Origin of the sequence: Chryseobacillus diguaensis, from assembly GCF_049220665.1 — a bacterium.
Lineage (GTDB): Bacteria > Bacillota > Bacilli > Bacillales > Bacillaceae > Metabacillus_B.
This window is the reverse complement of sequence record NZ_JBMKNV010000020.1, coordinates 19,663-40,894: the sequence shown is the minus strand read 5'-3', so window position 1 is coordinate 40,894 and position 21,232 is coordinate 19,663. Positions and strand designations below refer to the sequence as shown.

Annotated in this window: 16 protein-coding genes and 18 tRNA genes; 28 read left to right on the top strand and 6 right to left on the bottom strand. The window is 41.3% G+C overall.

Annotated elements, in window-relative coordinates; all coding sequences use genetic code 11:
• Positions 1–45: 45 nt before the first annotated feature.
• The 23 genes from ACOT8F_RS19930 to ACOT8F_RS19820 all read left to right on the top strand — a co-directional run bounded on the left by ACOT8F_RS19930 (position 46) and on the right by ACOT8F_RS19820 (position 10,507).
• Positions 46–130 (top strand) — tRNA-Leu (locus ACOT8F_RS19930).
• Positions 131–139: 9 nt separating this feature from the next.
• A tRNA-Gly gene (locus tag ACOT8F_RS19925) sits at positions 140–214 on the top strand.
• 6 nt (positions 215–220) lie between these two features.
• Positions 221–306 (top strand) — tRNA-Leu (locus tag ACOT8F_RS19920).
• 19 nt (positions 307–325) lie between these two features.
• Positions 326–402: transfer RNA gene (locus ACOT8F_RS19915), tRNA-Arg, on the top strand.
• A 27-nt stretch (positions 403–429) separates the two neighbouring features.
• A tRNA-Pro gene (locus tag ACOT8F_RS19910) sits at positions 430–506 on the top strand.
• 15 nt (positions 507–521) lie between these two features.
• Positions 522–597, top strand: a tRNA-Ala gene (locus ACOT8F_RS19905).
• Positions 598–620: 23 nt separating this feature from the next.
• Positions 621–697: transfer RNA gene (locus ACOT8F_RS19900), tRNA-Met, on the top strand.
• Between the two features lie 4 nt (positions 698–701).
• A tRNA-Ile gene (locus ACOT8F_RS19895) sits at positions 702–778 on the top strand.
• 16 nt (positions 779–794) lie between these two features.
• Positions 795–887, top strand: a tRNA-Ser gene (locus ACOT8F_RS19890).
• Positions 888–1,050: 163 nt separating this feature from the next.
• Positions 1,051–1,127, top strand: a tRNA-Met gene (locus tag ACOT8F_RS19885).
• A gap of 3 nt (positions 1,128–1,130) precedes the next feature.
• Positions 1,131–1,206, top strand: a tRNA-Asp gene (locus ACOT8F_RS19880).
• A gap of 317 nt (positions 1,207–1,523) precedes the next feature.
• A tRNA-Phe gene (locus ACOT8F_RS19875) sits at positions 1,524–1,599 on the top strand.
• 20 nt (positions 1,600–1,619) lie between these two features.
• A tRNA-His gene (locus ACOT8F_RS19870) sits at positions 1,620–1,695 on the top strand.
• An 8-nt stretch (positions 1,696–1,703) separates the two neighbouring features.
• Positions 1,704–1,777: transfer RNA gene (locus tag ACOT8F_RS19865), tRNA-Gly, on the top strand.
• Between the two features lie 18 nt (positions 1,778–1,795).
• Positions 1,796–1,872, top strand: a tRNA-Ile gene (locus tag ACOT8F_RS19860).
• A gap of 4 nt (positions 1,873–1,876) precedes the next feature.
• A tRNA-Asn gene (locus ACOT8F_RS19855) sits at positions 1,877–1,951 on the top strand.
• 25 nt (positions 1,952–1,976) lie between these two features.
• Positions 1,977–2,067 (top strand) — tRNA-Ser (locus ACOT8F_RS19850).
• 20 nt (positions 2,068–2,087) lie between these two features.
• A tRNA-Glu gene (locus tag ACOT8F_RS19845) sits at positions 2,088–2,159 on the top strand.
• A 359-nt stretch (positions 2,160–2,518) separates the two neighbouring features.
• Complete coding sequence (gene glgB / locus ACOT8F_RS19840) at positions 2,519–4,444, top strand: 1,4-alpha-glucan branching enzyme (protein ID WP_421653670.1); 1,926 nt, start codon at positions 2,519–2,521, stop codon at positions 4,442–4,444.
• Positions 4,398–5,540 carry a glucose-1-phosphate adenylyltransferase gene (locus ACOT8F_RS19835; RefSeq protein ID WP_421653667.1) on the top strand — a complete coding sequence of 381 codons (1,143 nt, stop codon included), beginning with the start codon at positions 4,398–4,400 and terminating at the stop codon, positions 5,538–5,540. Before glgB ends, ACOT8F_RS19835 begins: the two co-directional genes overlap by 47 nt.
• A gap of 89 nt (positions 5,541–5,629) precedes the next feature.
• Positions 5,630–6,658: a GlgC family sugar phosphate nucleotidyltransferase gene (locus tag ACOT8F_RS19830; RefSeq protein WP_421653666.1), complete on the top strand. Its 1,029-nt coding sequence runs from the start codon at positions 5,630–5,632 to the stop codon at positions 6,656–6,658.
• Positions 6,655–8,112, top strand: a complete 1,458-nt coding sequence (glgA, locus tag ACOT8F_RS19825; RefSeq protein ID WP_421653665.1) for a glycogen synthase GlgA — start codon at positions 6,655–6,657, stop codon at positions 8,110–8,112. Before ACOT8F_RS19830 ends, glgA begins: the two co-directional genes overlap by 4 nt.
• Complete coding sequence (locus ACOT8F_RS19820; protein WP_421653664.1) at positions 8,099–10,507, top strand: glycogen/starch/alpha-glucan phosphorylase; 2,409 nt, start codon at positions 8,099–8,101, stop codon at positions 10,505–10,507. Before glgA ends, ACOT8F_RS19820 begins: the two co-directional genes overlap by 14 nt.
• 39 nt (positions 10,508–10,546) lie before the next feature.
• On the opposite strand, the gene ACOT8F_RS19815 is transcribed toward ACOT8F_RS19820, so the two are convergent.
• The 3 genes from ACOT8F_RS19815 to ACOT8F_RS19805 form a co-directional block, all read right to left on the bottom strand.
• Positions 10,547–11,272, bottom strand: coding sequence for a lipase family protein (locus tag ACOT8F_RS19815; RefSeq protein WP_421653669.1), 726 nt, complete (start codon positions 11,270–11,272; stop codon positions 10,547–10,549).
• Positions 11,273–11,351: 79 nt separating this feature from the next.
• Entirely contained in the window at positions 11,352–11,699 is a 348-nt protein-coding gene (locus ACOT8F_RS19810; RefSeq protein ID WP_421653663.1) for a YkgJ family cysteine cluster protein, read from the bottom strand.
• Positions 11,700–12,033: 334 nt separating this feature from the next.
• A complete protein-coding gene (locus ACOT8F_RS19805; RefSeq protein WP_421653662.1) occupies positions 12,034–12,825 on the bottom strand; it encodes a TIGR00266 family protein in 792 nt (263 codons plus the stop codon).
• A 296-nt stretch (positions 12,826–13,121) separates the two neighbouring features.
• On the opposite strand from ACOT8F_RS19805, the gene ACOT8F_RS19800 reads away from it, so the two are divergent.
• Positions 13,122–13,856: a class I SAM-dependent DNA methyltransferase gene (locus ACOT8F_RS19800; RefSeq protein WP_421653661.1), complete on the top strand. Its 735-nt coding sequence runs from the start codon at positions 13,122–13,124 to the stop codon at positions 13,854–13,856.
• Positions 13,857–13,882: 26 nt separating this feature from the next.
• On the opposite strand, the gene ACOT8F_RS19795 is transcribed toward ACOT8F_RS19800, so the two are convergent.
• From ACOT8F_RS19795 to ACOT8F_RS19785, 3 genes are all read right to left on the bottom strand, one after another.
• On the bottom strand, positions 13,883–14,050 hold the full coding sequence (locus ACOT8F_RS19795) for a tryptophan-rich sensory protein (RefSeq protein WP_421653660.1): 168 nt from the start codon (positions 14,048–14,050) through the stop codon (positions 13,883–13,885).
• The gene (locus ACOT8F_RS19790) at positions 14,007–14,771 is read right to left on the bottom strand and encodes a TraR/DksA C4-type zinc finger protein (protein ID WP_421653659.1); all 765 of its coding nucleotides are present in this window, start codon (positions 14,769–14,771) and stop codon (positions 14,007–14,009) included. The genes ACOT8F_RS19795 and ACOT8F_RS19790 overlap by 44 nt, the downstream gene beginning before the upstream one ends.
• 222 nt (positions 14,772–14,993) lie before the next feature.
• The gene (locus ACOT8F_RS19785; protein WP_421653658.1) at positions 14,994–15,929 is read right to left on the bottom strand and encodes a 1,4-dihydroxy-2-naphthoate polyprenyltransferase; all 936 of its coding nucleotides are present in this window, start codon (positions 15,927–15,929) and stop codon (positions 14,994–14,996) included.
• A gap of 334 nt (positions 15,930–16,263) precedes the next feature.
• Here ACOT8F_RS19785 and ACOT8F_RS19780 point away from each other — a divergent pair, with 334 nt between their 5' ends.
• From ACOT8F_RS19780 to menB, 4 genes are read left to right on the top strand one after another with little or no spacing between them, the layout of a single operon-like run.
• The gene (locus ACOT8F_RS19780; protein ID WP_421653657.1) at positions 16,264–17,685 is read left to right on the top strand and encodes an isochorismate synthase; all 1,422 of its coding nucleotides are present in this window, start codon (positions 16,264–16,266) and stop codon (positions 17,683–17,685) included.
• Positions 17,675–19,429: a 2-succinyl-5-enolpyruvyl-6-hydroxy-3-cyclohexene-1-carboxylic-acid synthase gene (gene menD / locus ACOT8F_RS19775; protein WP_421653656.1), complete on the top strand. Its 1,755-nt coding sequence runs from the start codon at positions 17,675–17,677 to the stop codon at positions 19,427–19,429. Before ACOT8F_RS19780 ends, menD begins: the two co-directional genes overlap by 11 nt.
• Entirely contained in the window at positions 19,422–20,231 is an 810-nt protein-coding gene (gene menH / locus ACOT8F_RS19770) for a 2-succinyl-6-hydroxy-2,4-cyclohexadiene-1-carboxylate synthase (protein ID WP_421653655.1), read from the top strand. The genes menD and menH overlap by 8 nt, the downstream gene beginning before the upstream one ends.
• Before the next feature lie 13 nt (positions 20,232–20,244).
• On the top strand, positions 20,245–21,063 hold the full coding sequence (menB, locus tag ACOT8F_RS19765; RefSeq protein WP_421653654.1) for a 1,4-dihydroxy-2-naphthoyl-CoA synthase: 819 nt from the start codon (positions 20,245–20,247) through the stop codon (positions 21,061–21,063).
• Positions 21,064–21,232 lie beyond the last annotated feature (169 nt).

Sequence of the window (21,232 nt, the reverse complement as noted above, 5' to 3'; positions counted from 1 at the left end):
AGAGGGTCGAAGGTTCGAGTCCTTCATGGCTCACCATTTTCATATGCGGGTGTGGCGGAATTGGCAGACGCACCAGACTTAGGATCTGGCGCCTTACGGCGTGGGGGTTCAAGTCCCTTCACCCGCACCATTTTCATTTGCGGAAGTAGTTCAGTGGTAGAACACCACCTTGCCAAGGTGGGGGTCGCGGGTTCGAATCCCGTCTTCCGCTCCAACTCAAGCCGGGGTGGCGGAACTGGCAGACGCACAGGACTTAAAATCCTGCGGTAGGTGACTACCGTACCGGTTCGATTCCGGTCCTCGGCACTTAGACTTAATTTCATATGCGCCCGTAGCTCAATTGGATAGAGCGTTTGACTACGGATCAAAAGGTTAGGGGTTCGACTCCTCTCGGGCGCGCCAATTTATTCTTGTATTACATAAGAATATCGGGAAGTAGCTCAGCTTGGTAGAGCACTTGGTTTGGGACCAAGGGGTCGCAGGTTCGAATCCTGTCTTCCCGACCACTTACATATTAGAATGGGGCCTTAGCTCAGCTGGGAGAGCGCCTGCTTTGCACGCAGGAGGTCAGCGGTTCGATCCCGCTAGGCTCCACCATTCATATTAATACTTAACAATATGGCGGTGTAGCTCAGCTGGCTAGAGCGTACGGTTCATACCCGTGAGGTCGTGGGTTCGACTCCCTCCGCCGCTACCATATTGGACCTTTAGCTCAGTTGGTTAGAGCAGACGGCTCATAACCGTCCGGTCGTAGGTTCGAGTCCTACAAGGTCCACCACTTATACTACTGCCATGGAGGAATACCCAAGTCTGGCTGAAGGGATCGGTCTTGAAAACCGACAGGGGTGTCAAAGCCCGCGGGGGTTCGAATCCCTCTTCCTCCTCCATAATTTTATAAATGCTTAATATTATTGCGGGGTGGAGCAACGAGCGCTGCTTCTGCGAAAAATCTTCGAGTTGTACTCACTGAGCCGCATCTTGCTTTGGCTTCCTTAGGTGAGGACAGTCATGCTCTCTATGTGCATAGAAAAACTAAATACTTATTATTGTCGCGGGGTGGAGCAGTCCGGTAGCTCGTCGGGCTCATAACCCGAAGGTCGCAGGTTCAAATCCTGTCCCCGCAACCAATTGGTCCCGTGGTGTAGCGGTTAACATGCCTGCCTGTCACGCAGGAGATCGCCGGTTCGATCCCGGTCGGGACCGCCATTTATATTTTCTTCTATACATATAAAACTTAATACAATGTAAGAGGGTTTCAATAAGCGATAAGGTCGGGGAAGCGACTGAGTGAGCACCGCAGCGTATAAGTAATACATGAGGATGCGATCGAAGGAGCTGATGAATAGATTCGAAGCTTAGTGGAAGCCGAAACATAATTGATCGGTAGCTCAGTCGGTAGAGCACGTTCGAATAAGCTGCGAAGCGATGCTTCAGCGCACAAATCGAGCTGTTGCTTGGCTAAACATCCTGAGATTTGGGGATTGCCAGCAAGAAGGAACTTAATAGTATCAAACATTTTATATGGCTCGGTAGCTCAGTCGGTAGAGCAATGGACTGAAAATCCATGTGTCGGCGGTTCGATTCCGTCCCGAGCCACCATTATTTTTAAGAATTATGTGGCGGTTGTGGTGAAGTGGTTAACACGCCAGATTGTGGCTCTGGTATTCGTGGGTTCGATTCCCATCAATCGCCCCATTTACACTGCGGGTGTAGTTTAATGGTAAAACCTCAGCCTTCCAAGCTGATGTCGTGGGTTCGATTCCCATCACCCGCTCCAAATATAACCCATATTTATGGGCCTGTAGCTCAGCTGGTTAGAGCGCACGCCTGATAAGCGTGAGGTCGATGGTTCGAGTCCATTCAGGCCCACCATTATTCCGCAGTAGCTCAGTGGTAGAGCTATCGGCTGTTAACCGATCGGTCGCAGGTTCGAGTCCTGCCTGCGGAGCCATTTTTTATTTTTACAGTAATTTACTGGGGAAGTACTCAAGTGGCTGAAGAGGCGCCCCTGCTAAGGGTGTAGGTCGCGTAAGCGGCGCGAGGGTTCAAATCCCTCCTTCTCCGCCAGTCAACCTTTTACATTTCAAGGCCCCTTGGTCAAGCGGTTAAGACACCGCCCTTTCACGGCGGTAACACGGGTTCGAATCCCGTAGGGGTCATATTTATATTATAAGAACCGTTGCTTTTAACAGCAGCGGTTTTTTATTTACTTAAAACCCCCCCATTAAGTTTCGACATAATGTCGAATTCTATGTTATGTTAATATAATCTCTCTCTTTCATTTCTTATCTTTCTCCTCATTCAAAAGCAAACTGAAATTGCTCAAAGCCTTTAAGACTCCTATTTCAATGAAATGCTTTATTTCCAATTCATTATTTCAAAGAAAATTGTTTAAAAATTTTGTTATTAGTTGTGTAAAAATGTGTCAAAAATTAAATATCTTATAAAAGAGGATTTCCGACTTTAGCCTTGAATAAAGTCGATATATACGTCAATTTGTATTGAAAGGGTGAACATGATGATTCTCTTATGCCCAACAGATTTGCAGATACATCTTTTCCACGAAGGAAACTACTTTAACAGCTATGAGCAATTTGGGGCTCATATAAAGGAAGTAGATGGTGTCTGCGGCACAGAGTTTTGTGTTTGGGCTCCGAATGCTAAAGAAGTAAGAGTAGCAGGTGATTTTAATAATTGGAACGGAAAAAGCCATCCGCTCCAGAAAGTAAGTGATCAGGGAATCTGGTCAGGTTTCTTAGAGGAATTAAAAGAAGGAGACCTGTATAAATATGAGATTCTCACTGTTTCAGGGGAGGTATTGCTAAAATCTGATCCGTACGCATTTTTCTCAGAAGAAAGACCTAGCACATCATCCATAGTTTATAACATGGAAGGATATCAATGGAACGACCTGAAATGGAGAAAAAAAAGAACAAAACAAACAATTTTTAACCGTCCTATGTTTATTTATGAACTGCATTTGGGTACTTGGAATAAGAAAGAGGATGGAAGCCTTTATTCATATCAAGAGATGGCTGAGCAGCTAATCCCATATATTAAAGACCATGGCTTTTCTCACATAGAATTACTTCCTTTAGTGGAACATCCCTATGATCGTTCCTGGGGATATCAAGGTACAGGATACTACTCAGCTACAAGCAGGTACGGCACCCCTCATGAATTAATGGCATTCATTGACGAGTGCCACCAAAACGACATAGGAGTGATTATGGATTGGGTTCCAGGACACTTCTGTAAAGATGCACATGGCCTTTATATGTTTGATGGCCAGCCTGCTTATGAGTACTCAAATTACAAAGACAGGGAAAATTTGGTTTGGGGAACTGCTAATTTTGATTTGGGAAAAACAGAAGTGCAAAGTTTTCTTATTTCCAATGCACTTTTTTGGTTGGAATATTTCCACATTGATGGTTTTAGAATAGATGCAGTGGCAAACATGCTCTATTGGCCTAACAACGAGGACTATTTCGAAAATCCTTTCGCCGTAAAATTCCTTCAAAAGCTAAATGAAGTTGTATTTGCTAAAGATCCTGCAACTTTAATGATAGCCGAAGATTCAACCGACTGGCCCTTGGTTACGGGTCCTACATACGACGGAGGGCTTGGTTTCAACTATAAATGGAACATGGGCTGGATGAACGATGTGCTCACTTATATGGAAGCACACCCCCATGAAAGAAAGTACCTTCATAATAAGATAACTTTTTCTCTTGTTTATACATTCAGTGAAAATTTTATTTTGCCTTTATCCCATGATGAAGTGGTTCACGGGAAAAAGTCGCTGCTGAATAAAATGCCTGGCGATTACTGGCAAAAATTCGCTCAGCTCAGACTTCTTTACGGCTACATGATCGCTCATCCTGGAAAAAAACTCCTTTTTATGGGAGGGGAGTTCGGGCAATTTGATGAGTGGAAAGACCTTGAAAAGCTGGATTGGATACTTGATGAGTTCGAAATGCATCAAAAAGTCCGGATATATTTTAAAGAACTGCTCAATATCTATAAAAAACAGCGGCCTCTTTATGAACTGGATCACGAGCCAGAAGGATTTGAATGGATTGATGCCGATAACTCGGAGCAAAGCATTTTTTCTTTTATCCGTAAAGGTTCGACTCCAAACGAACTGCTTATCATCGTGTGCAACTTTACAGCTGAAGTCTATCATGATTATCAAATTGGGGTTCCTATTGATACAAGGTATAAAGAGATCCTGAATAGTGACCATGTAGACTTCGGCGGTTCTGGACAAATCAATAAAAAAGAATTAAAAGCTGTACTAGGAGAAATACATGGTAAAAGCTATTCTATTTCCATGACAATTCCGCCTATGGGCATCAGTATTTTAAGAGCAATTAAAAAGAGAGGGGAAATGAAAAATGAGAAAGAATTGCGTAGCGATGCTCCTGGCAGGGGGAAAAGGTAGCCGTCTAAGCTCTTTAACGAAAAATTTGGCAAAACCGGCTGTTCCTTTTGGAGGAAAATATCGCATCATCGATTTTACACTAAGCAACTGTACCAACTCAGGAATGGATACAGTGGGTGTTTTGACACAGTATCAGCCTCTTGTTCTCCATTCTTACATCGGTATCGGAAGTGCCTGGGATCTTGACCGCAAAAACGGAGGAGTTACCGTATTGCCTCCATACGCAGAATCTTCTGAAGTGAAATGGTATAAAGGTACAGCAAGTGCGATCTATCAAAACCTAAACTATTTGAAACAATACGAGCCTGAATATGTATTGATTTTATCCGGAGATCACATTTATAAAATGGATTACGGCAAAATGCTTGATTATCATATTGAAAAGGATGCTGACGTTTCTATTTCTGTCATTGAGGTTCCTTGGGATGAAGCAAGCCGCTTTGGAATTATGAACACTGATGAAAACATGGATATTCTTGAATTCGAAGAGAAGCCTCAGAATCCAAAAAATAATCTTGCATCTATGGGAATTTACATTTTCAAATATTCCGTTTTGGAAGATTACTTGGAAATGGATGACCGCAACCCATACTCAAGCAATGATTTCGGTAAAGATATCATTCCATTGCTGCTGGAGGAACATAAAAAAGTTGTAGCTTATCCATTTAAAGGTTATTGGAAAGATGTAGGAACGGTTAAAGGGCTCTGGGAAGCAAATATGGATCTTCTAGACTCCAATTCCACTTTGAATCTTTTTGATTATGACTGGAGAGTTTACTCTGTTAACCCGAATCAGCCGCCGCAATTTATTTCGGATTCAGCCGAAGTTACCGAATCCTTTGTTAATGAAGGCTGTATTGTTCATGGTAATGTTTTCAACTCAGTGCTTTTCCAAGGAGTAACAATCGGCAAAAATTCGACGATAAAAAAATCGGTCATTATGCCTTGTGCCACCGTAGGTAAGAACGTCTACATAGAGAACGCGATCGTGCCCGAAGACATGGAAATACCTGATGGTACAGTAATTAAATCCGAAAATGCTGATGAAGTATTGCTTGTTACACAGGAGTATGTAAAACAATCTTTCAGTATTTAATCAAGGCTGTAAATTCATTAATAGAGATGACATGCAGCAAAGTTTTAAAAAAATGAGCCTTAATAAATGATTCGGAAGGTGGAATAGACATGAAGATGAGCATGCTCGGAATTATAGATGCGACGATTCAAAAACCAGAGATTGAAGAATTAACATATAATAGGTCACTTGCCGCTGTCCCATTTGGCGGACGATACAGATTAATCGATTTCATTTTATCCAGTATGGTAAATTCAGGGATAGAAAGTGTCGCTATCTTCCCTAAACACCAATACCGCTCTTTAATGGACCATCTTGGTTCAGGAAAAGAATGGGATTTGAATCGGAAAAGAGACGGTCTGTTTTTCTTTCCATCCCAGAATCTTCATGAAGAATATAATGAGTTTGGCTCATTCCGCCAATTCACTGACCATATCGACTATTTTCATAGAAGCAAACAGGAATATGCTGTTATCACAAGCTGCAACACAATCTGCAACATTGACTATGAGCTTGTTTTAAAGCGCCATATTGATATTGGCTGCGACATTACAGAAATAATGAAGGATGAACAGAGCCTTCAAATGTATATTCTTTCCAGGAAAAAGCTCATGGAACTTATGGAGAGTTATCAAAATAATGGTTACCGTACACTGCAGGAAGCCATTACGAATGGCAGAAACGAAATGAATATTTGCACATATGAACATGAAGGCTACGCTGCTGTTGTGGATTCTATTCAAAGCTATTTTAAAATCAGCATGGAATTGCTAAAGCCAAGAGTATGGAATGAGTTATTCCTTAAGTCAGCGCCAATTCTTACAAAAGTAAAGGATGAGCCGCCAACGCAGTATTATAAAGATTCCTTTGTGAAAAACTCCATGATTGCAAATGGCAGCAGAATTGAAGGCCACGTTGAAAACTGCATTTTCTTCAGAGCTGTTCACATTGAAAAAGGCACTGTGCTAAAAAATTGCATCGTAATGCAAAAAACACATATTGGGCAGGACTGCAAATTAGAAAATGTGATCTTAGATAAAGACGTTAAAATTGGAAATGGGATAGAAATCATTGGAACGGAAGACGCGCCAAAGGTTCTTCAAAAAGGATCAGTTCAGGGAGCTCTGATGAACTCGTGAAAGTCTTATTCGCTGTCTCTGAATGTGTCCCATTTGTAAAGTCCGGGGGATTAGCGGACGTTGCAGGCGCCCTCCCCAAGGAATTGAAACGTCTTGGGGAAGATGTCCGGGTCATAATGCCAAAGTACGGACAAATTTCTGATGAATATAAAAGCGGCATGGAAAAAATCGGAGAGATTACCGTCCATGTCGGCTGGAGAGAACAGTTCTGCGGTATTGAAGTGCTTGAACACGACGGTGTTACCTTCTACTTCCTTGATAATGAGTATTATTTTAAAAGAGATAGTTTATATGGACATTTTGATGATGGAGAACGTTTTGCTTTCTTTTCAAGGGCGGTGCTGGATGTTCTGCCGGTGATTGATTTCAAGCCGGATGCCCTTCATTGCCACGACTGGCATACTGGCATGGCGAATTTCCTTTTGAAGGAGCAATACATGCAGCATGAATTTTACCAGGGAATCAGAACGGTATTTACCATTCATAATTTGCAGTTTCAGGGGATTTTTCCTGAGGAAGTTTTATTTGAGCTCCTGAATCTGGGCTATGAAGCATTTACTGCAGATAAACTTGAATTCTACGGAAACGTGAATTTTATGAAGGCAGCGATTGGTGCTTCTGATGTTATTACTACAGTAAGTCCAACATACAAAGATGAAATCCGGACAGCTTATTACGGCGAACGTCTTGAAGGCCTTCTTGAATATAAAGGAGATTCAGTGGTTGGAATCTTGAACGGGATTGATGCTGATATTTATAATCCTGCAGCTGATTCCAGTCTAAGCGTCCCTTTTGATGCACAATCTCTTGAAGGAAAGAAAGAAAACAAACTTGCGCTGCAAAGAGAGTTTGGTCTGGAAGAGAATCTGGACATTCCAATCATTTCTATGATTACCCGTCTGACAAGCCAAAAAGGCCTTGATCTAGTCAAACGTGTACTGGATGAAATGATGGAAATGAATGTTCAATGGATTATTCTTGGTACAGGCGAAGTGGAATTTGAAAATTATTTTAGGTATATGGAATCCTCCCATTCTGATAAATTTAAAGCATACATAGGTTTTGATGAGAAGCTCGCTCATAGAATTTATGCAGGATCTGATTTGTTTTTGATGCCGTCAAAATTTGAACCATGCGGTCTCGGGCAACTGATAGCTCTCAGGTACGGAACTCTTCCGATCGTGAGAGAAACAGGAGGGTTAAGTGACACGGTGCAATCTTATAACGAAGCAACTGGAGAAGGAAATGGATTCAGCTTTACCAACTTCAATGCACACGATATGAAAAATACGATTGAACGTGCTGTTGCTTTTTATATGGATGAACAGAAACTCTGGGAGAAGCTTGTTAGAAGAGCCATGTCAAAGGATTACAGCTGGAAGCAGTCTGCATTACAATATAATCAGCTGTATGCTGGTTTGATTGCGGGGAGTGGGAGCCGTGTTCTCGAGTAAGGAAACCTTTCAAAGAAGTTTTTTAAAACGCCTTGAAATGATGTATGGTAAAACTTTTAGGGAGTCCACCAGCAGAGATCAGTACAACACGCTCGGACTGATGGTAAGAGAACATATCAGTTCCAATTGGATAAAGACGAACGAAATGAACAGAACGGCAAATAATAAGCAAGTTTACTATTTTTCCATTGAATTTCTTCTTGGCAGAATGCTTGGACAGAATTTAATTAATCTTGGTATCAGGGAAGTAGTCCAGGAAGGATTGGGAGAGCTTGGTATTCAGCTGAGTGAGATTGAAGAAGCAGAATCTGATGCGGGTCTTGGAAACGGAGGATTGGGGCGGCTTGCCGCCTGTTTCCTTGACTCCATGGCTTCTCTCGATTTGCCTGGTAATGGATGCGGCATTCGTTATAAACACGGCCTGTTTGATCAAAAAATTGTCGATGGATATCAGGTAGAATACCCTGAACAATGGCTTCGCCATGGGAATGTTTGGGAGGTAAGAAAGCCGGATCAATCAGTTGAAGTTGCTTTCTGGGGATATATTGATGTAAGGGAAGAAGCTGGCCGCACACAATTCAGGCATGTTCATTCCGAAAACATTAGTGCAGTGCCTTATGATATGCCAGTAATCGGTTATCTTAACCAAACGGTGAACACATTGAGGCTATGGAGTGCAGAGCCATCTCACACCACTTCTCCTACGACAGATTTGATTAAGTATAAACGTGATACAGAAGCAGTATCGGAATATCTTTATCCTGATGATACTCACGACGAAGGAAAGCTCCTTCGGTTAAAGCAGCAATATTTTTTAGTTTCTGCAAGTCTTCAGAACATTATCTCTTCACACCGTGATAACAAAGGCAGTGTCAGGGATTTCCACGAACACGTTGCCATTCATGTAAATGACACTCATCCTGTACTGGCTATACCGGAGCTTATGAGAATCCTGCTTGACCAGGAAGGCATGGGCTGGGATGAAGCATGGCATATAACTACTCACACTTTTTCTTATACCAATCACACTACCCTTTCAGAAGCACTTGAAAAATGGCCTGTCTATTTATTTAAAGCGCTGCTCCCCCGAATTTTCATGATTATTGAAGAAATAAACAAACGCTTTTGCGAAGCATTATGGAACCGATACCCTGGAGATTGGGGCAGAATTGAGCAAATGGCCATAATTGCCCACGATGTTGTAAAGATGGCTCACCTGGCCATTGCAGGAAGCCACAGCACCAATGGAGTTGCAAAGATTCATTCCGAAATTTTAAAGCATCGTGAAATGAAGCTGTTTTATGATTTTGAGCCCGAAAAATTTAACAATAAAACGAATGGAATTACTCACAGAAGATGGCTTTTGAAAGCAAACCCAGAGCTCTCAGGACTTATTACAGAGGCAGCGGGTGACAGCTGGATCAGAAATCCTGTTCAATTGTCTGAGCTTACAAGATTTGCTTATGATCCCGCTTTCAAAGAGAAGCTGTCAGCTGTAAAACATACACGCAAACAAATATTAGCGGATAAAATTTTTAAACAAACAGGTTTAAAAATTGACGAAACCTCTATATTTGATGTCCAGGTAAAAAGGCTTCATGCATACAAACGGCAGCTGCTGAATGTGCTTCATATTATGTATCTTGCGAATCGCCTTAAGGAGGATTCCAATTTCAGTATTTATCCAAGAACCTTTATTTTCGGTGCAAAAGCTTTCCCAGGTTATTATTATGCAAAAAAAATCATTAAACTTATTAACTCTCTTGCTGATAAAGTAAATAATGATCCAAAACTGTCAAAAATGATGAAGGTCGTCTTTATGGAAAACTACCGGGTTTCTCTTGCTGAATATATTTTTCCGGCAGCAGATGTAAGTGAACAAATATCCACAGCGAGCAAGGAAGCTTCAGGGACCGGTAATATGAAGTTTATGATGAATGGTGCTCTTACAATAGGAACGCTTGATGGCGCCAATATTGAAATTCTTGAGGCAGTCGGGAAAGAAAATATCTTTACCTTTGGTCTTACCGCTGAAGAGGTATTGAACTACTATGAAAACGGCGGCTATCGGGCAGCTGAGTACTATCATCATGATATCCGTCTTCGCCAGGTCATTGATCAGCTGATGAACAGTTATTTTCACGAGACAGAAGGCGAATTCGAGCCTGTTTTTGATTCATTGCTGACCCATAATGATGAATATTTTGTCCTTCGTGATTTCTCTTCCTATGCTGAAGCACATGAGCGGGTTGAAGCAGCCTATATTGAAAAGGACAAATGGCTTGAAAAGTCCATTATGAATATTGCTTTATCAGGCGGCTTTTCAAGCGACCGAACTATTAAGGAATATGCAGATGATATTTGGAAGATCCATCCGATTTCAATTTATTCCTAAAAGGCTCTCTAGAGAGTCTTTTTTTGTGCTCTGCTTTTTTTATTCTTCAGGAAGTTCTTCAATAGCTTCAAGGTACGTATACATACTGTGATTATTTTTGATGGAACCCTTTTGGATGGAAAAGAGAAAAAGGCGCGGCAAATGCCTATAGGTAAAGACCGTGTTCGTGTAAGGGTTTTTAATACGTGAAGGAGGAAGCAGAGGGACTAGATCGCTTAAATTGACAAAACGAAGATATTGAATAGCTGTTTGCTGAAAAACGTTAACAAACGACTGATCGCCGACTCTTGGGCCGCCAAATGTATACATAAGAGGGGAGGGGAAATCGGTATTTTCATAGACATCAAGAGCGCAAAGGGTCGCAAGGGCAGCTCCAAGACTATGACCGGTTATCAGAAGCTGTTTATGAGAGGGAACTGCTTTAAGAGCTTCCATAACTGTCTCTCGGCAGGATTCATAAATGGAGAGAAATCCTTTATGCACTTTTCCTGCATCTGCATAGGGATAGACGGTTTGGCCAATATTTGCATCTGCTATCCAATCAGGGTCGGATTGCGTCCCTCTAAATGAAATAACGGCACATTGATCCGATTCCAAAATAAAACCAAACCATTCTTCTTCATATATGGAGAGGGCTTTAAAGGAAAGTACCACCTGAAAGCCTTCTGGGATTGTAAAAAGTCCGTTCTGATGAAATTGCTCATAGGTCAGTATACTGCACTCAGCAAGGAATACCGCAATATCTTTTCTTACAGTGCCTTTCATTTTCACGTCATTTTCCTCCTGTTTAGGACTGTTGTATAACCAATCTATGAACAGAAGAGTAAATGGGTGAATGCCCTTATTAACCGAAGTTTTTCCATGTAAAGTCTACCGATAATATACCTGCAGCTTCTTCGGAAAGCTGCCAAGACTGCTCTGATGCAGCTTTAGGATTACGGAAGCAGACGAGATTTTTATGGTATCCGAAAGCCCGGCACACAGACGGCCTGGCCGAATGGACGCCGCATTTATCAGAAGTGAGATCGTAGAAGATACAAGTTCCATGGTATCGCTGCTGGTTTTTGAGCTCAAGGCGTTTTTTTGCTGGCATTGATTTAATTTTCTTTTTTAACTTTGAAAGTTCCTTTTCTGTTACTGGAACGGGTCCGCAACAAAGACCTTTGCATCCTTGGCAGGGTAAGCTTTCCATACAAAATCCTCCTGTAATAAATGGATGAAATCCTTTCTCTAGTAACCAATGAAGCTATTATTTTAAACCATAATGTGGAAACTGTAAATTACAAATTTGAAAAAGGAACTGCTCTTTTAAGACAGCCCCTTTTCTGATAAATTTTATATGCAAAGATTGTTGCTATTCGTACTAACCTTGAACAGGTATTAAGACTTACTTCGTGGCATCTTTCCTTAAAATTCACAAGGTATATTGGTTCGCAATCATCTAATATAGATGAGAAAGCAACAAAGTTTAAGAAAAGAGCCTTAATAAAAGGGCAATATTATAAACCTCAGTGCTTCATAAACAATTAATTATCGCCGTCAAACAGCCTGCCAATGCCGCCAAGAATGCTTCCTTCATCTCTTGATTGTCCAAAATGGCCTGGAGCACTTGCCATTACCCGGTCTGCCAGCCTGCTGAACGGAAGGCTTTGCACCCAAACGCTGCCAGGGCCTTTCACTGTAGCAAAGAATAGTCCTTCGCCTCCGAAGAAGGCAGATTTTACTTTACCTACATATTCAATACCATAATCAACATCTTTTGTCATCGCAACGAGGCAGCCAGTATCTATTCGAAGCGTTTCACCAGGTGTCAGGTCAATTTTACGGATCGTTCCGCCTGCATGCAGGAAAGCAAGTCCGTCTCCTTCAAGCTTTTGCATTATAAAGCCTTCCCCGCCGAAGAAGCCTGTGCCAAGCTTTTTCTGAAAATCAATTCCGACCGTTACCCCTTTGGCAGCACATAAAAAGGCATCCTTTTGACAAACCACCTTTCCTCCCATCTGAGTCAGATCAATTGGAATGACTTTCCCAGGATATGGCGCTGCAAAAGAGACATGTTTTTTTCCTGCAAATTTGTTTGTAAATACAGTCATGAACAAGCTTTCGCCTGTTAAAACCCGTTTGCCGGCCCCGACAAGCTTACCGAGAAAGCCACCCTGATTGCCGCCATCGCCAAAGATGGTTTCCATATCTATGCCGTCTTCCATCATCATCATACCGCCTGCTTCCGCAATTACACTTTCTTCAGGATCAAGCTCAATTTCAACATACTGCATATCATCGCCATAAATTTTGTAGGCAATTTCATGTGCATTCATTTTAGGTCCCCCTCAAGTTTATCTTTATTTGTAGTATTCGCTGAATGGAAACAAACATTCGTACAAGCTCTTATCACGCATTCAGCCAAGCTTCGGGGCTTCTTTTCTTAAAGAATATTACCTTCCCGATGGTTTGTTAACCGTAATATAAGGTCATGGGCAACAAAGTTTAAGAAAAGAGCCTTATACATTGTCTCCAATTGTTCAGCAGATATATTTAATATATATTATTTTAACGGTATTTGGTATGGTCGAATAAATACAATATTCTGGAAAAGGGGAGCGAGTGTCTGGGAATGGAATATAAAGGTTCAGCAGTTTATGATAATAATGAGTTTTTTGAGCGGTATATGGAGCGCAGGCATCGTCCGGAAAGTCCTAACATCATTATGGAAAACCCTTTGCTAAGGGAGATGCTGGGTAAGATAGACGGGAAGGCTCTTCTCGATTTAGGATGCGGGGATGCTTCCCTTGGATTGGAATTGCTTGAAGAATGTCATTCCTATACAGGAGTCGACGGGTCGAAAAACATGTGTGAAAGAGCAGGAGAAAAAATAAAAGGCAGGAATGGAAATATTATCCATCAATCGATGGAGAATTATGGGTTTCCTTCGAATTCTTTTGACATTGTTGTCTCCCAATTAGCACTTCATTACGTTGAAAAAATAGACCGCATTATTGATAAAGTATATGATTGCCTTTCAAACGGAGGAAAGTTTGTGTTTAGCGTTCAGCACCCTTTGCTTACTTCTTCTTCTAAAAGCCTCGAAGCATCCGGCAAGAGGTTAGATTGGATTGTAGATGATTATTTTCAGAGCGGGAAAAGAATAGAGCCATGGATTGGGGAAGTGGTTGTAAAATACCATCGCACAGTGGAAGACTATTTTGGGCTATTAACAGGAGCTGGCTTTACTGTGAAGGAATTGCGGGAGGGAAAGCCTGTAAAAGAATATTTTGAGAACAAAAACGAATACGAAAGAAGGATGCGAATTCCGTTATTTTTAATTTTTTCCTGTGAAAAAAATAGATAAGAGAGCCAGCCTTATTTCTGGCTCTCTCAATTAAAACAAGTCGAAAATCCTGTCCACAAAAGATAAGGAACCAGCAAAATAGCAGAAATCCAGCTGATCTTACTTGCCATAATAATTACTAAGAGAGCGGTAATAACTACAGGATTTTCATCAATCCCTTTTCTCGTAATCCTCTGTATACGGATCCTTCTCATAAGCAGGCAGGTCGCCAAACTCAGTCATGATTCCTTCCTCGTCAAGCTCTGATTCATATTTTTCATGAAGCTCACTTGGATAAACAGTAACATTTTTTCCGGAAATATCTGTTCCAATGTAGTTTTCAAGGTCCTCAACATATCCAATCGGTTCATCGGATTCAATATACATATCATCATATCTTTCAGGAGGATATTCAAAATCAGATGGGCTTTCAGAGGTACCGAATTCAGCAACCTCTTGAAAAGTATCTTCTGCGTCATATGCCACAGACTCGTCGCGATCATCGAAATCAAATTGCCCGAATGGCGGCTTGAGCACGGATTCTTCAATTGGCCTGTCATGAGAAACAGTTTGGTTAGGGGAATGGTCTTTACAAGTAACAGCTGTTGGAAGTGCTGAAAGACGTTCCACTGAAATTGGCTTGCCGCATACTTCACATATCCCATAACTTCCCTCATTTAATGCTTTAAGTGCATGATCTATATCATGAAGCTCCTCTTCAGATAACTCGTTCAGGGCCAGATCTTTTTCTCTTTCGAACAGTTCTGTTGCCTCGTCACCAGGATGGTTGTCATAGCTTGATAATTCACCTGTCGATTCATGGGCGTGACCATTCTCCAAACCATAATGGCCGTTCTCATTAAAACGCGCAATTAGTTCATTTTTTGCTGTAACGAGCTGTGAACGGAAATTGTCCAGCTGTTCGGGTGTCAGCATTTCTACCCTCTCCTCGCAATAATTTTTTCCTTACATTATTATGAGCATTCCGAGAGTGATTCATGAGTTGAAATAATTGGACTGTTGAACTTTGTTGCTTTTTAAAAATAAATATCTTAAAGATGCCAAGAAGCAAGACAAAATGCGTGATAAAGGGATTTGCGAATAGCAACAATCTATGGAAAAAACAGCCATTAAAAAAGATACGGACACAAGTCCGTATCAGATCAGATAGCTTAAAAACAGTCCAATTGCCAAAAGGAAGCCGAACTGAGTATTTGTCTGTGCTGTTGCTTTCATAGCAGGCATCATTTCGATCGGCATTTCTTTTCCGATAAATGCTTTAACAGCAAAAATGGATTTAGGAAGACTTAGGAAGACAAGCAAGCTCCATATAGGTGCAATATCCAGAAGGATGAAAGAAATAATAAGCAAATAAGAAAGGATAAAAATAAATGCCAGAAACTTTACTGCTCTTCTTTTTCCCATAAGGATAGCCAATGTCTTTCTTCCATTTAATTTGTCTCCATCAAGATCTCTTATGTTGTTAGCGAGATTGATCGCACCGATCAGCAGTGAAACAGGAATAGAAATAAGAAAGGAATTAAGTGTAATGGTTTCAGTTTGGATGAAGAAAGAAATGAGTACTATTACAACTCCCATTAAAAAACCGGCCGTCAGCTCTCCAAAAGGTGTATATGCAATCGGTCTGGGTCCTCCAGAATATAAGTAGCCTGCTGCCATGCAAAGAGTACCTATTAATGCAATCCACCAGTTTGACGCAAAACAAATGTAAACACCCAGCAAAGTCGAAATGCCAAAGAACGTAAACGCAAGATTCAATACGATTGAAGGCTTTACTCCGTTTCGGACAATTGCCCCTCCAATTCCGACAGAATCTTTGTTATCAAGACCTCTTTTAAAATCAAAGTATTCATTAAACATGTTCGTTGCGGCCTGTATCAAAATAGATGCAAACAGCATGGCAAGAAAGAGCCATATATGAAATGAATGTACCTTTAATGCCATGACTGTACCGAGCGTAACGGGGATAAAAGCTGCTGTCAGTGTATGAGGGCGAAGCAGCATCCACCATACTTTCCAATTTTTATCAGACCCGCTAGGATTAGCATCAGGTGTATGTGTATCAGGATGCATAGTTTTCTCTCCTTTAATACCTAATAAAAAAAATGATTCTTTTGTATAACGATCAAATACAAATGAGTCTTAACTCCATTTTAAAAAAAGCAAACGGACCCAACAATAGTGTAGGGAAAAGTAAGCCTTGTGTCAATCCTTGAGGATAATAGCTTTTCTTGCTCTTTCCAATAATTCCAGCAAGTTTTTGAGACGCATTAATTTCTAAATGAAGATAAAATCTATATAATGAGGTTAAAAGCAGTCAAGCTGAGCCAATCTGCAACTATTGACACGCTAATTTCAAAGATGTATGTTTAAAAAAGTGAGTTTACGGATTTGGGGGGTAATTTAGGTGATTACTACGCTGCAGGACACGTTTAAGCGAACCATATTATCTGCTTTGGATATGGCAGTTAAAACAGGAAACCCTGTGATCGTCAGCCATGTCTCTAAGTTGGATTCAATGGGCCCCCTTGAGTTCTTTACATTCGGAAAGGAAATGTCTCCGGGAGAAAGGTTTTTCTGGATGTCACCAAATGGAAGACAGTCATTCGCAGGATTGGGCAATGAACTTGTCATTACATCCGAAGATAAAACGAACGCAAGGTTTCAGGAAGTTGAAAAGGAATGGAAGCGCTTTAAAAAAGTTGTATTCTATCAGGAAGCCAATGATCAGGATCAGGCTTTCGGACCGCTTTTATTAGGAGGATTCTCATTTGATCCTTTTAAAAATGATGAAGCGAAATGGAAAGACTTTAAAGAAGCGCGTTTTATTTTGCCTTCCTGTATGCTTTCAAAAACAGATAAAGGTGTATTTTTAACGATAAATAAGGTTATTCAAAGTTATGATCCTGTTGAACGATGTCTGGAATATTTCCAGAAATTCCAGACTGTAAGAATAAAAAAACACGCAGCTGAATGGAAAGAAAAAAACCCGCAGCAACTTTCTTTTGCTGAACATCATAAATCAGAATGGATGCAATCCATCAAAAAAGCAACAGATTCCATTAAAGCAGGAAAACTTGATAAAGTTGTCCTTGCAAGGGATATTACGCTGACTTTTAATGATCAGCTTCAAGCAGAGCAAGTTCTTCAAACACTGATTAATGAACAGAAAACTTCCTATATCTTTGCAGTTGAAAACGGTGAGAGCTGTTTCCTTGGAGCTACACCGGAAAGACTTGTCAAACTGGAGGGACAGAAGGTGCTTTCAACTTGTTTGGCCGGCTCCATAAAAAGGGGACAAACTGATGAGGAAGATATATTACTAGGCGAAACACTCCTTCATGACCAAAAAAATCTTGAAGAGCATGATTATGTTGTTCAAATGATTAAAGGAGCTTTGAAGGACTGCTGTGATGAAGTTCAAATTCCGCAGGAACCTGGCCTGTATAAAACTAAAAATATACAGCATCTGTTTACACCTGTTGAAGGAACCTTAAAAAAAGGCTGCTCTTTTTTGAGCATCGTTGAAACACTTCATCCAACACCAGCTCTTGGGGGATTGCCTAAAGAAAAAGCTGTTGAAATGATTCGAGAAATTGAACCAATGGACAGAGGCTGGTACGCAGGTCCCGTTGGATGGTTTGACGGTGAAGATAATGGAGAGTTTGCAGTTGCGATAAGGTCCGCCCTGTTAAGGGGAAAAGAAGCTGACCTATATGCAGGATGCGGGATTGTAAAGGACTCAGAACCCGAATCGGAGTATGCTGAAACGATGATAAAGCTAAAACCTATGTTATCAGCGTTAGGAGGGGATTTACATGAAATCTGACCAGTTAACAGCTTATACTGCGGGATTTGTAGATGAGCTGTTTAAACAAGGGATAACAGATGCTGTCGTGAGCCCCGGGTCAAGGTCCACTCCGATGGCGATTTTGCTCTCGGAGCACCCAAATATTAAAGTTCATTTGCAAATAGATGAGCGTTCTGCTGGCTTTTATGCCCTTGGACTTGCCAAAGCTAAAAAAAATGCGGTGGCGCTCCTTTGCACCTCGGGCACGGCAGCAGCCAACTACTTCCCTGCTATTATTGAAGCCCATTACAGCCACGTGCCTCTTATTGTCTTAACAGCCGATAGGCCGCATGAATTGAGGGACTCAGGGGCTCCGCAAGCAATAGATCAAATCCATATATATGGAAAATATGTCAAGTGGTTTGCTGATGCAGCCCTTCCGGAAAGCAGTATTTCTATGAGGCAATATGCTAGAACTCTTGCTGGCCGTGCAGCTGGATACAGTACTGGAGTGCCGATGGGCCCTGTTCATTTGAATTTCCCATTTCGCGAGCCGCTTTTGCCTGACCTTGAGCTCGAAAATTTATGGGAAAATGATTGGGAGCGAAAGAGACATGTTGTAAGGACATCTTCATTGCCAGCCATTTCAGCAATTGAGGCTGACCGGATTGCCAAAGTAATTCGGCAGGCTGAAAAAGGCCTGATTGTTTGCGGTGACGTACAAAGTGAAGAATTTCACAAACACATCCTTCCTTTTGCGGAAAAATGTCAATTTCCTATATTGGCTGATCCGCTTTCCAATTTAAGGACAGGCGGTCACAATAAGGACCAAATAATTGAATATTATGATTCGATCCTGAAAGATGATGAACTAAACAAGCATTTTAAGCCTGATTTGGTCATTCGATTTGGTGCCATGCCTGTTTCAAAGCCTCTCTTTCTGCAGTTGAGAGACCATCCTGAAATTGTTCAGCTGATTATTGACAGAGAAGGTGAGTGGAGAGATCCATCTCTTGCTGCTTCGGAAATTATTGCAGCTGACGAAGGATTATTTTGCAGTACCGTGATGGAATTTTTATTGGAGTCTGAAGTTGCTGGCAATGAGTGGCTCTCTGATTGGAAGAGAGCAAACCATGTATTTCGGGAAGCATTTTCAAGCATAGAAGATGAACCGGATATGTTTGAAGGGAAAATATATTCTCTATTGGGAGAGCTTATGCCATCTCACTCTCAGTTAATCGTGGGGAATAGTATGCCTATTAGAGATACAGATACGTACTTTCCTGTATCTGAAAAAGAAATAACCATATTTGCAAACAGAGGAGCAAATGGAATTGACGGAGTTGTTTCAACAGCAGTCGGGATAGCTTCTGCAAAGGACGAACCTGCTGTACTGGTAATAGGCGACCTTTCATTTTATCATGATTTAAATGGTCTTCTAGGAGCAAAACTGAATGATGTATCGCTTACCATCATTCTCGTTAATAATGATGGAGGAGGCATTTTTTCCTTTTTGCCTCAATCTAAGGAAGAAAAACATTTTGAAACGCTTTTCGGAACGCCGACAGGACTTGACTTCAAGCATGCTGCAGATCTGTATGATGCGAGCTACAGCCTAATCAAAAATTGGGATCATTTTAAACAGGAATTTTCAGCAAGCCTTCAAAAGAGGGGGATTTCTCTTTTGGAAATTAAGACGAACCGTCACGAGCGTGTCAGTTTCCATCGGGATTTGTTGCAACGTGTTTCCCGGGAAATAAAAAGCAGGCTAAAACATGATTAAAAATGTCAAAAACCTTCATTATCATATTGAAATATATGGAGAGGGAGAGCCGCTAGTATTCCTCCATGGTTTTACCGGCTCTTCACAAAATTGGATCCCTTTTGTTGATAGTTTTCCTGGATTTCGGCTAATTTTGATAGACATTATTGGCCATGGCAAATCGGCCAGCCCGAAGGAAACAGAACATTATAGCATGATGAATGCTGTGGAAGATCTTAAAATAATAGTAGAAGAACTGGCTGGTGAACCCGTTTCTCTTTTAGGGTATTCCATGGGAGGAAGACTTGCTCTTTCTTTTGCAATGACTTATCCTGAATGGGTTGAAAAGGTGATTCTTGAAAGCAGTTCACCAGGTCTAAAAGCTCCGGCTGAAAGAAAGAAGCGCATGCAGCAGGATCAAAGTCTTGCAGATGAAATTCAGGTAAAGGGAATATCTGCGTTTGTTGATAAATGGGAAAATATCTCTTTGTTTGAAACGCAAAAAAGACTTCCTGAAAAGTTGCGTAAATGTATTCGGGAGCAGCGTCTTCAGAATGTTCCTGAAGGACTTGCCGGCAGCCTGATCGGTATGGGAACAGGTGCTCAGCCGTCCTGGTGGGACAGGCTGAACAGATTTAATAAAAAAGTGCTGCTGATATCTGGCCAATGGGATACGAAGTTTTGTATGATAAACGAAGAGATGCAATCTCTTTTGCCTGAAGCCAGTTTGCAGATTATAAAAGATTCAGGTCATGCAGTGCATGTAGAACAACCTCAGATTTTTGGTAAAATAGTAAATGAGTTTTTAACACAAACAAATTAAGGGGGATTTAAACATGGCTTTTGATTGGGTATCCAAACGAAACTACGAAGATATTCTGTATGAAACGTATAATGGCATTGCTAAAATCACGATTAACCGTCCTGAAGTACATAACGCATTCCGTCCAAAAACTGTAATGGAATTGATTGATGCTTTTGCATATGCAAGAGACGATTCTGATGTAGGAGTCATCATTTTAACTGGTGCAGGGGAAAAAGCATTCTGCTCAGGCGGAGACCAGAAAGTCCGCGGTCATGGCGGATATGTTGGTGACGACAATATTCCACGGCTGAATGTGCTTGATTTGCAGCGTCTGATCCGTGTGATACCGAAGCCTGTTATTGCGATGGTTGCAGGCTATGCGATTGGAGGAGGACATGTTCTTCATATCGTTTGTGACTTAACGATTGCAGCAGAAAATGCTGTATTCGGACAAACAGGACCTAAAGTGGGAAGCTTTGATGGAGGCTATGGATCAGGTTACCTTGCACGCATTGTAGGACATAAAAAAGCCCGCGAAATCTGGTATTTATGCCGTCAATATGGCGCACAGGAAGCTTTGGACATGGGACTTGTCAATACAGTCGTTCCTCTTGAAGAATTGGAAAAAGAAACAGTTCAATGGTGCGAAGAAATTCTTGAAAAAAGCCCGACTGCAATTCGTTTTCTTAAAGCGGCATTTAATGCTGATACAGACGGTCTTGCAGGGATTCAGCAATTTGCCGGGGACGCTACTTTGCTATACTATACAACAGATGAAGCGAAAGAAGGCCGGGATGCTTTTAAAGAAAAACGCAATCCGGACTTCAAGCAGTTCCCTCGTTTCCCTTAAGTTTAATTGGCCAAACAGCTTGATGAGTTCCTCGTCAGGCTGTTTTCTTTAGGTTTTTAAACACAATCAGAAAGAGTATTGATATTTAATCAGCACACTCTTTTATTGAAAAGTGGCTCAGTTAAAGCTTAAAGTTGATTTTTACACCTTGTTGATTGGAGCGGAGGGC

Coding starts and splice junctions, on each gene's coding strand:
- glgB (WP_421653670.1), top strand. CDS start 2,519: ATGATTCTCTTATGCCCAACAGATTTGCAGATACATCTTTTCCACGAA.
- ACOT8F_RS19795 (WP_421653660.1), bottom strand. CDS start 14,050: ATGAGAAGGATCCGTATACAGAGGATTACGAGAAAAGGGATTGATGAA.
- menD (WP_421653656.1), top strand. CDS start 17,675: ATGAAATCTGACCAGTTAACAGCTTATACTGCGGGATTTGTAGATGAG.
- menH (WP_421653655.1), top strand. CDS start 19,422: ATGATTAAAAATGTCAAAAACCTTCATTATCATATTGAAATATATGGA.
- ACOT8F_RS19810 (WP_421653663.1), bottom strand. CDS start 11,699: ATGGAAAGCTTACCCTGCCAAGGATGCAAAGGTCTTTGTTGCGGACCC.
- ACOT8F_RS19785 (WP_421653658.1), bottom strand. CDS start 15,929: ATGCATCCTGATACACATACACCTGATGCTAATCCTAGCGGGTCTGAT.
- ACOT8F_RS19790 (WP_421653659.1), bottom strand. CDS start 14,771: ATGCTGACACCCGAACAGCTGGACAATTTCCGTTCACAGCTCGTTACA.
- menB (WP_421653654.1), top strand. CDS start 20,245: ATGGCTTTTGATTGGGTATCCAAACGAAACTACGAAGATATTCTGTAT.
- ACOT8F_RS19835 (WP_421653667.1), top strand. CDS start 4,398: ATGAGAAAGAATTGCGTAGCGATGCTCCTGGCAGGGGGAAAAGGTAGC.
- ACOT8F_RS19815 (WP_421653669.1), bottom strand. CDS start 11,272: ATGAAAGGCACTGTAAGAAAAGATATTGCGGTATTCCTTGCTGAGTGC.
- ACOT8F_RS19830 (WP_421653666.1), top strand. CDS start 5,630: ATGAAGATGAGCATGCTCGGAATTATAGATGCGACGATTCAAAAACCA.
- ACOT8F_RS19805 (WP_421653662.1), bottom strand. CDS start 12,825: ATGAATGCACATGAAATTGCCTACAAAATTTATGGCGATGATATGCAG.
- ACOT8F_RS19800 (WP_421653661.1), top strand. CDS start 13,122: ATGGAATATAAAGGTTCAGCAGTTTATGATAATAATGAGTTTTTTGAG.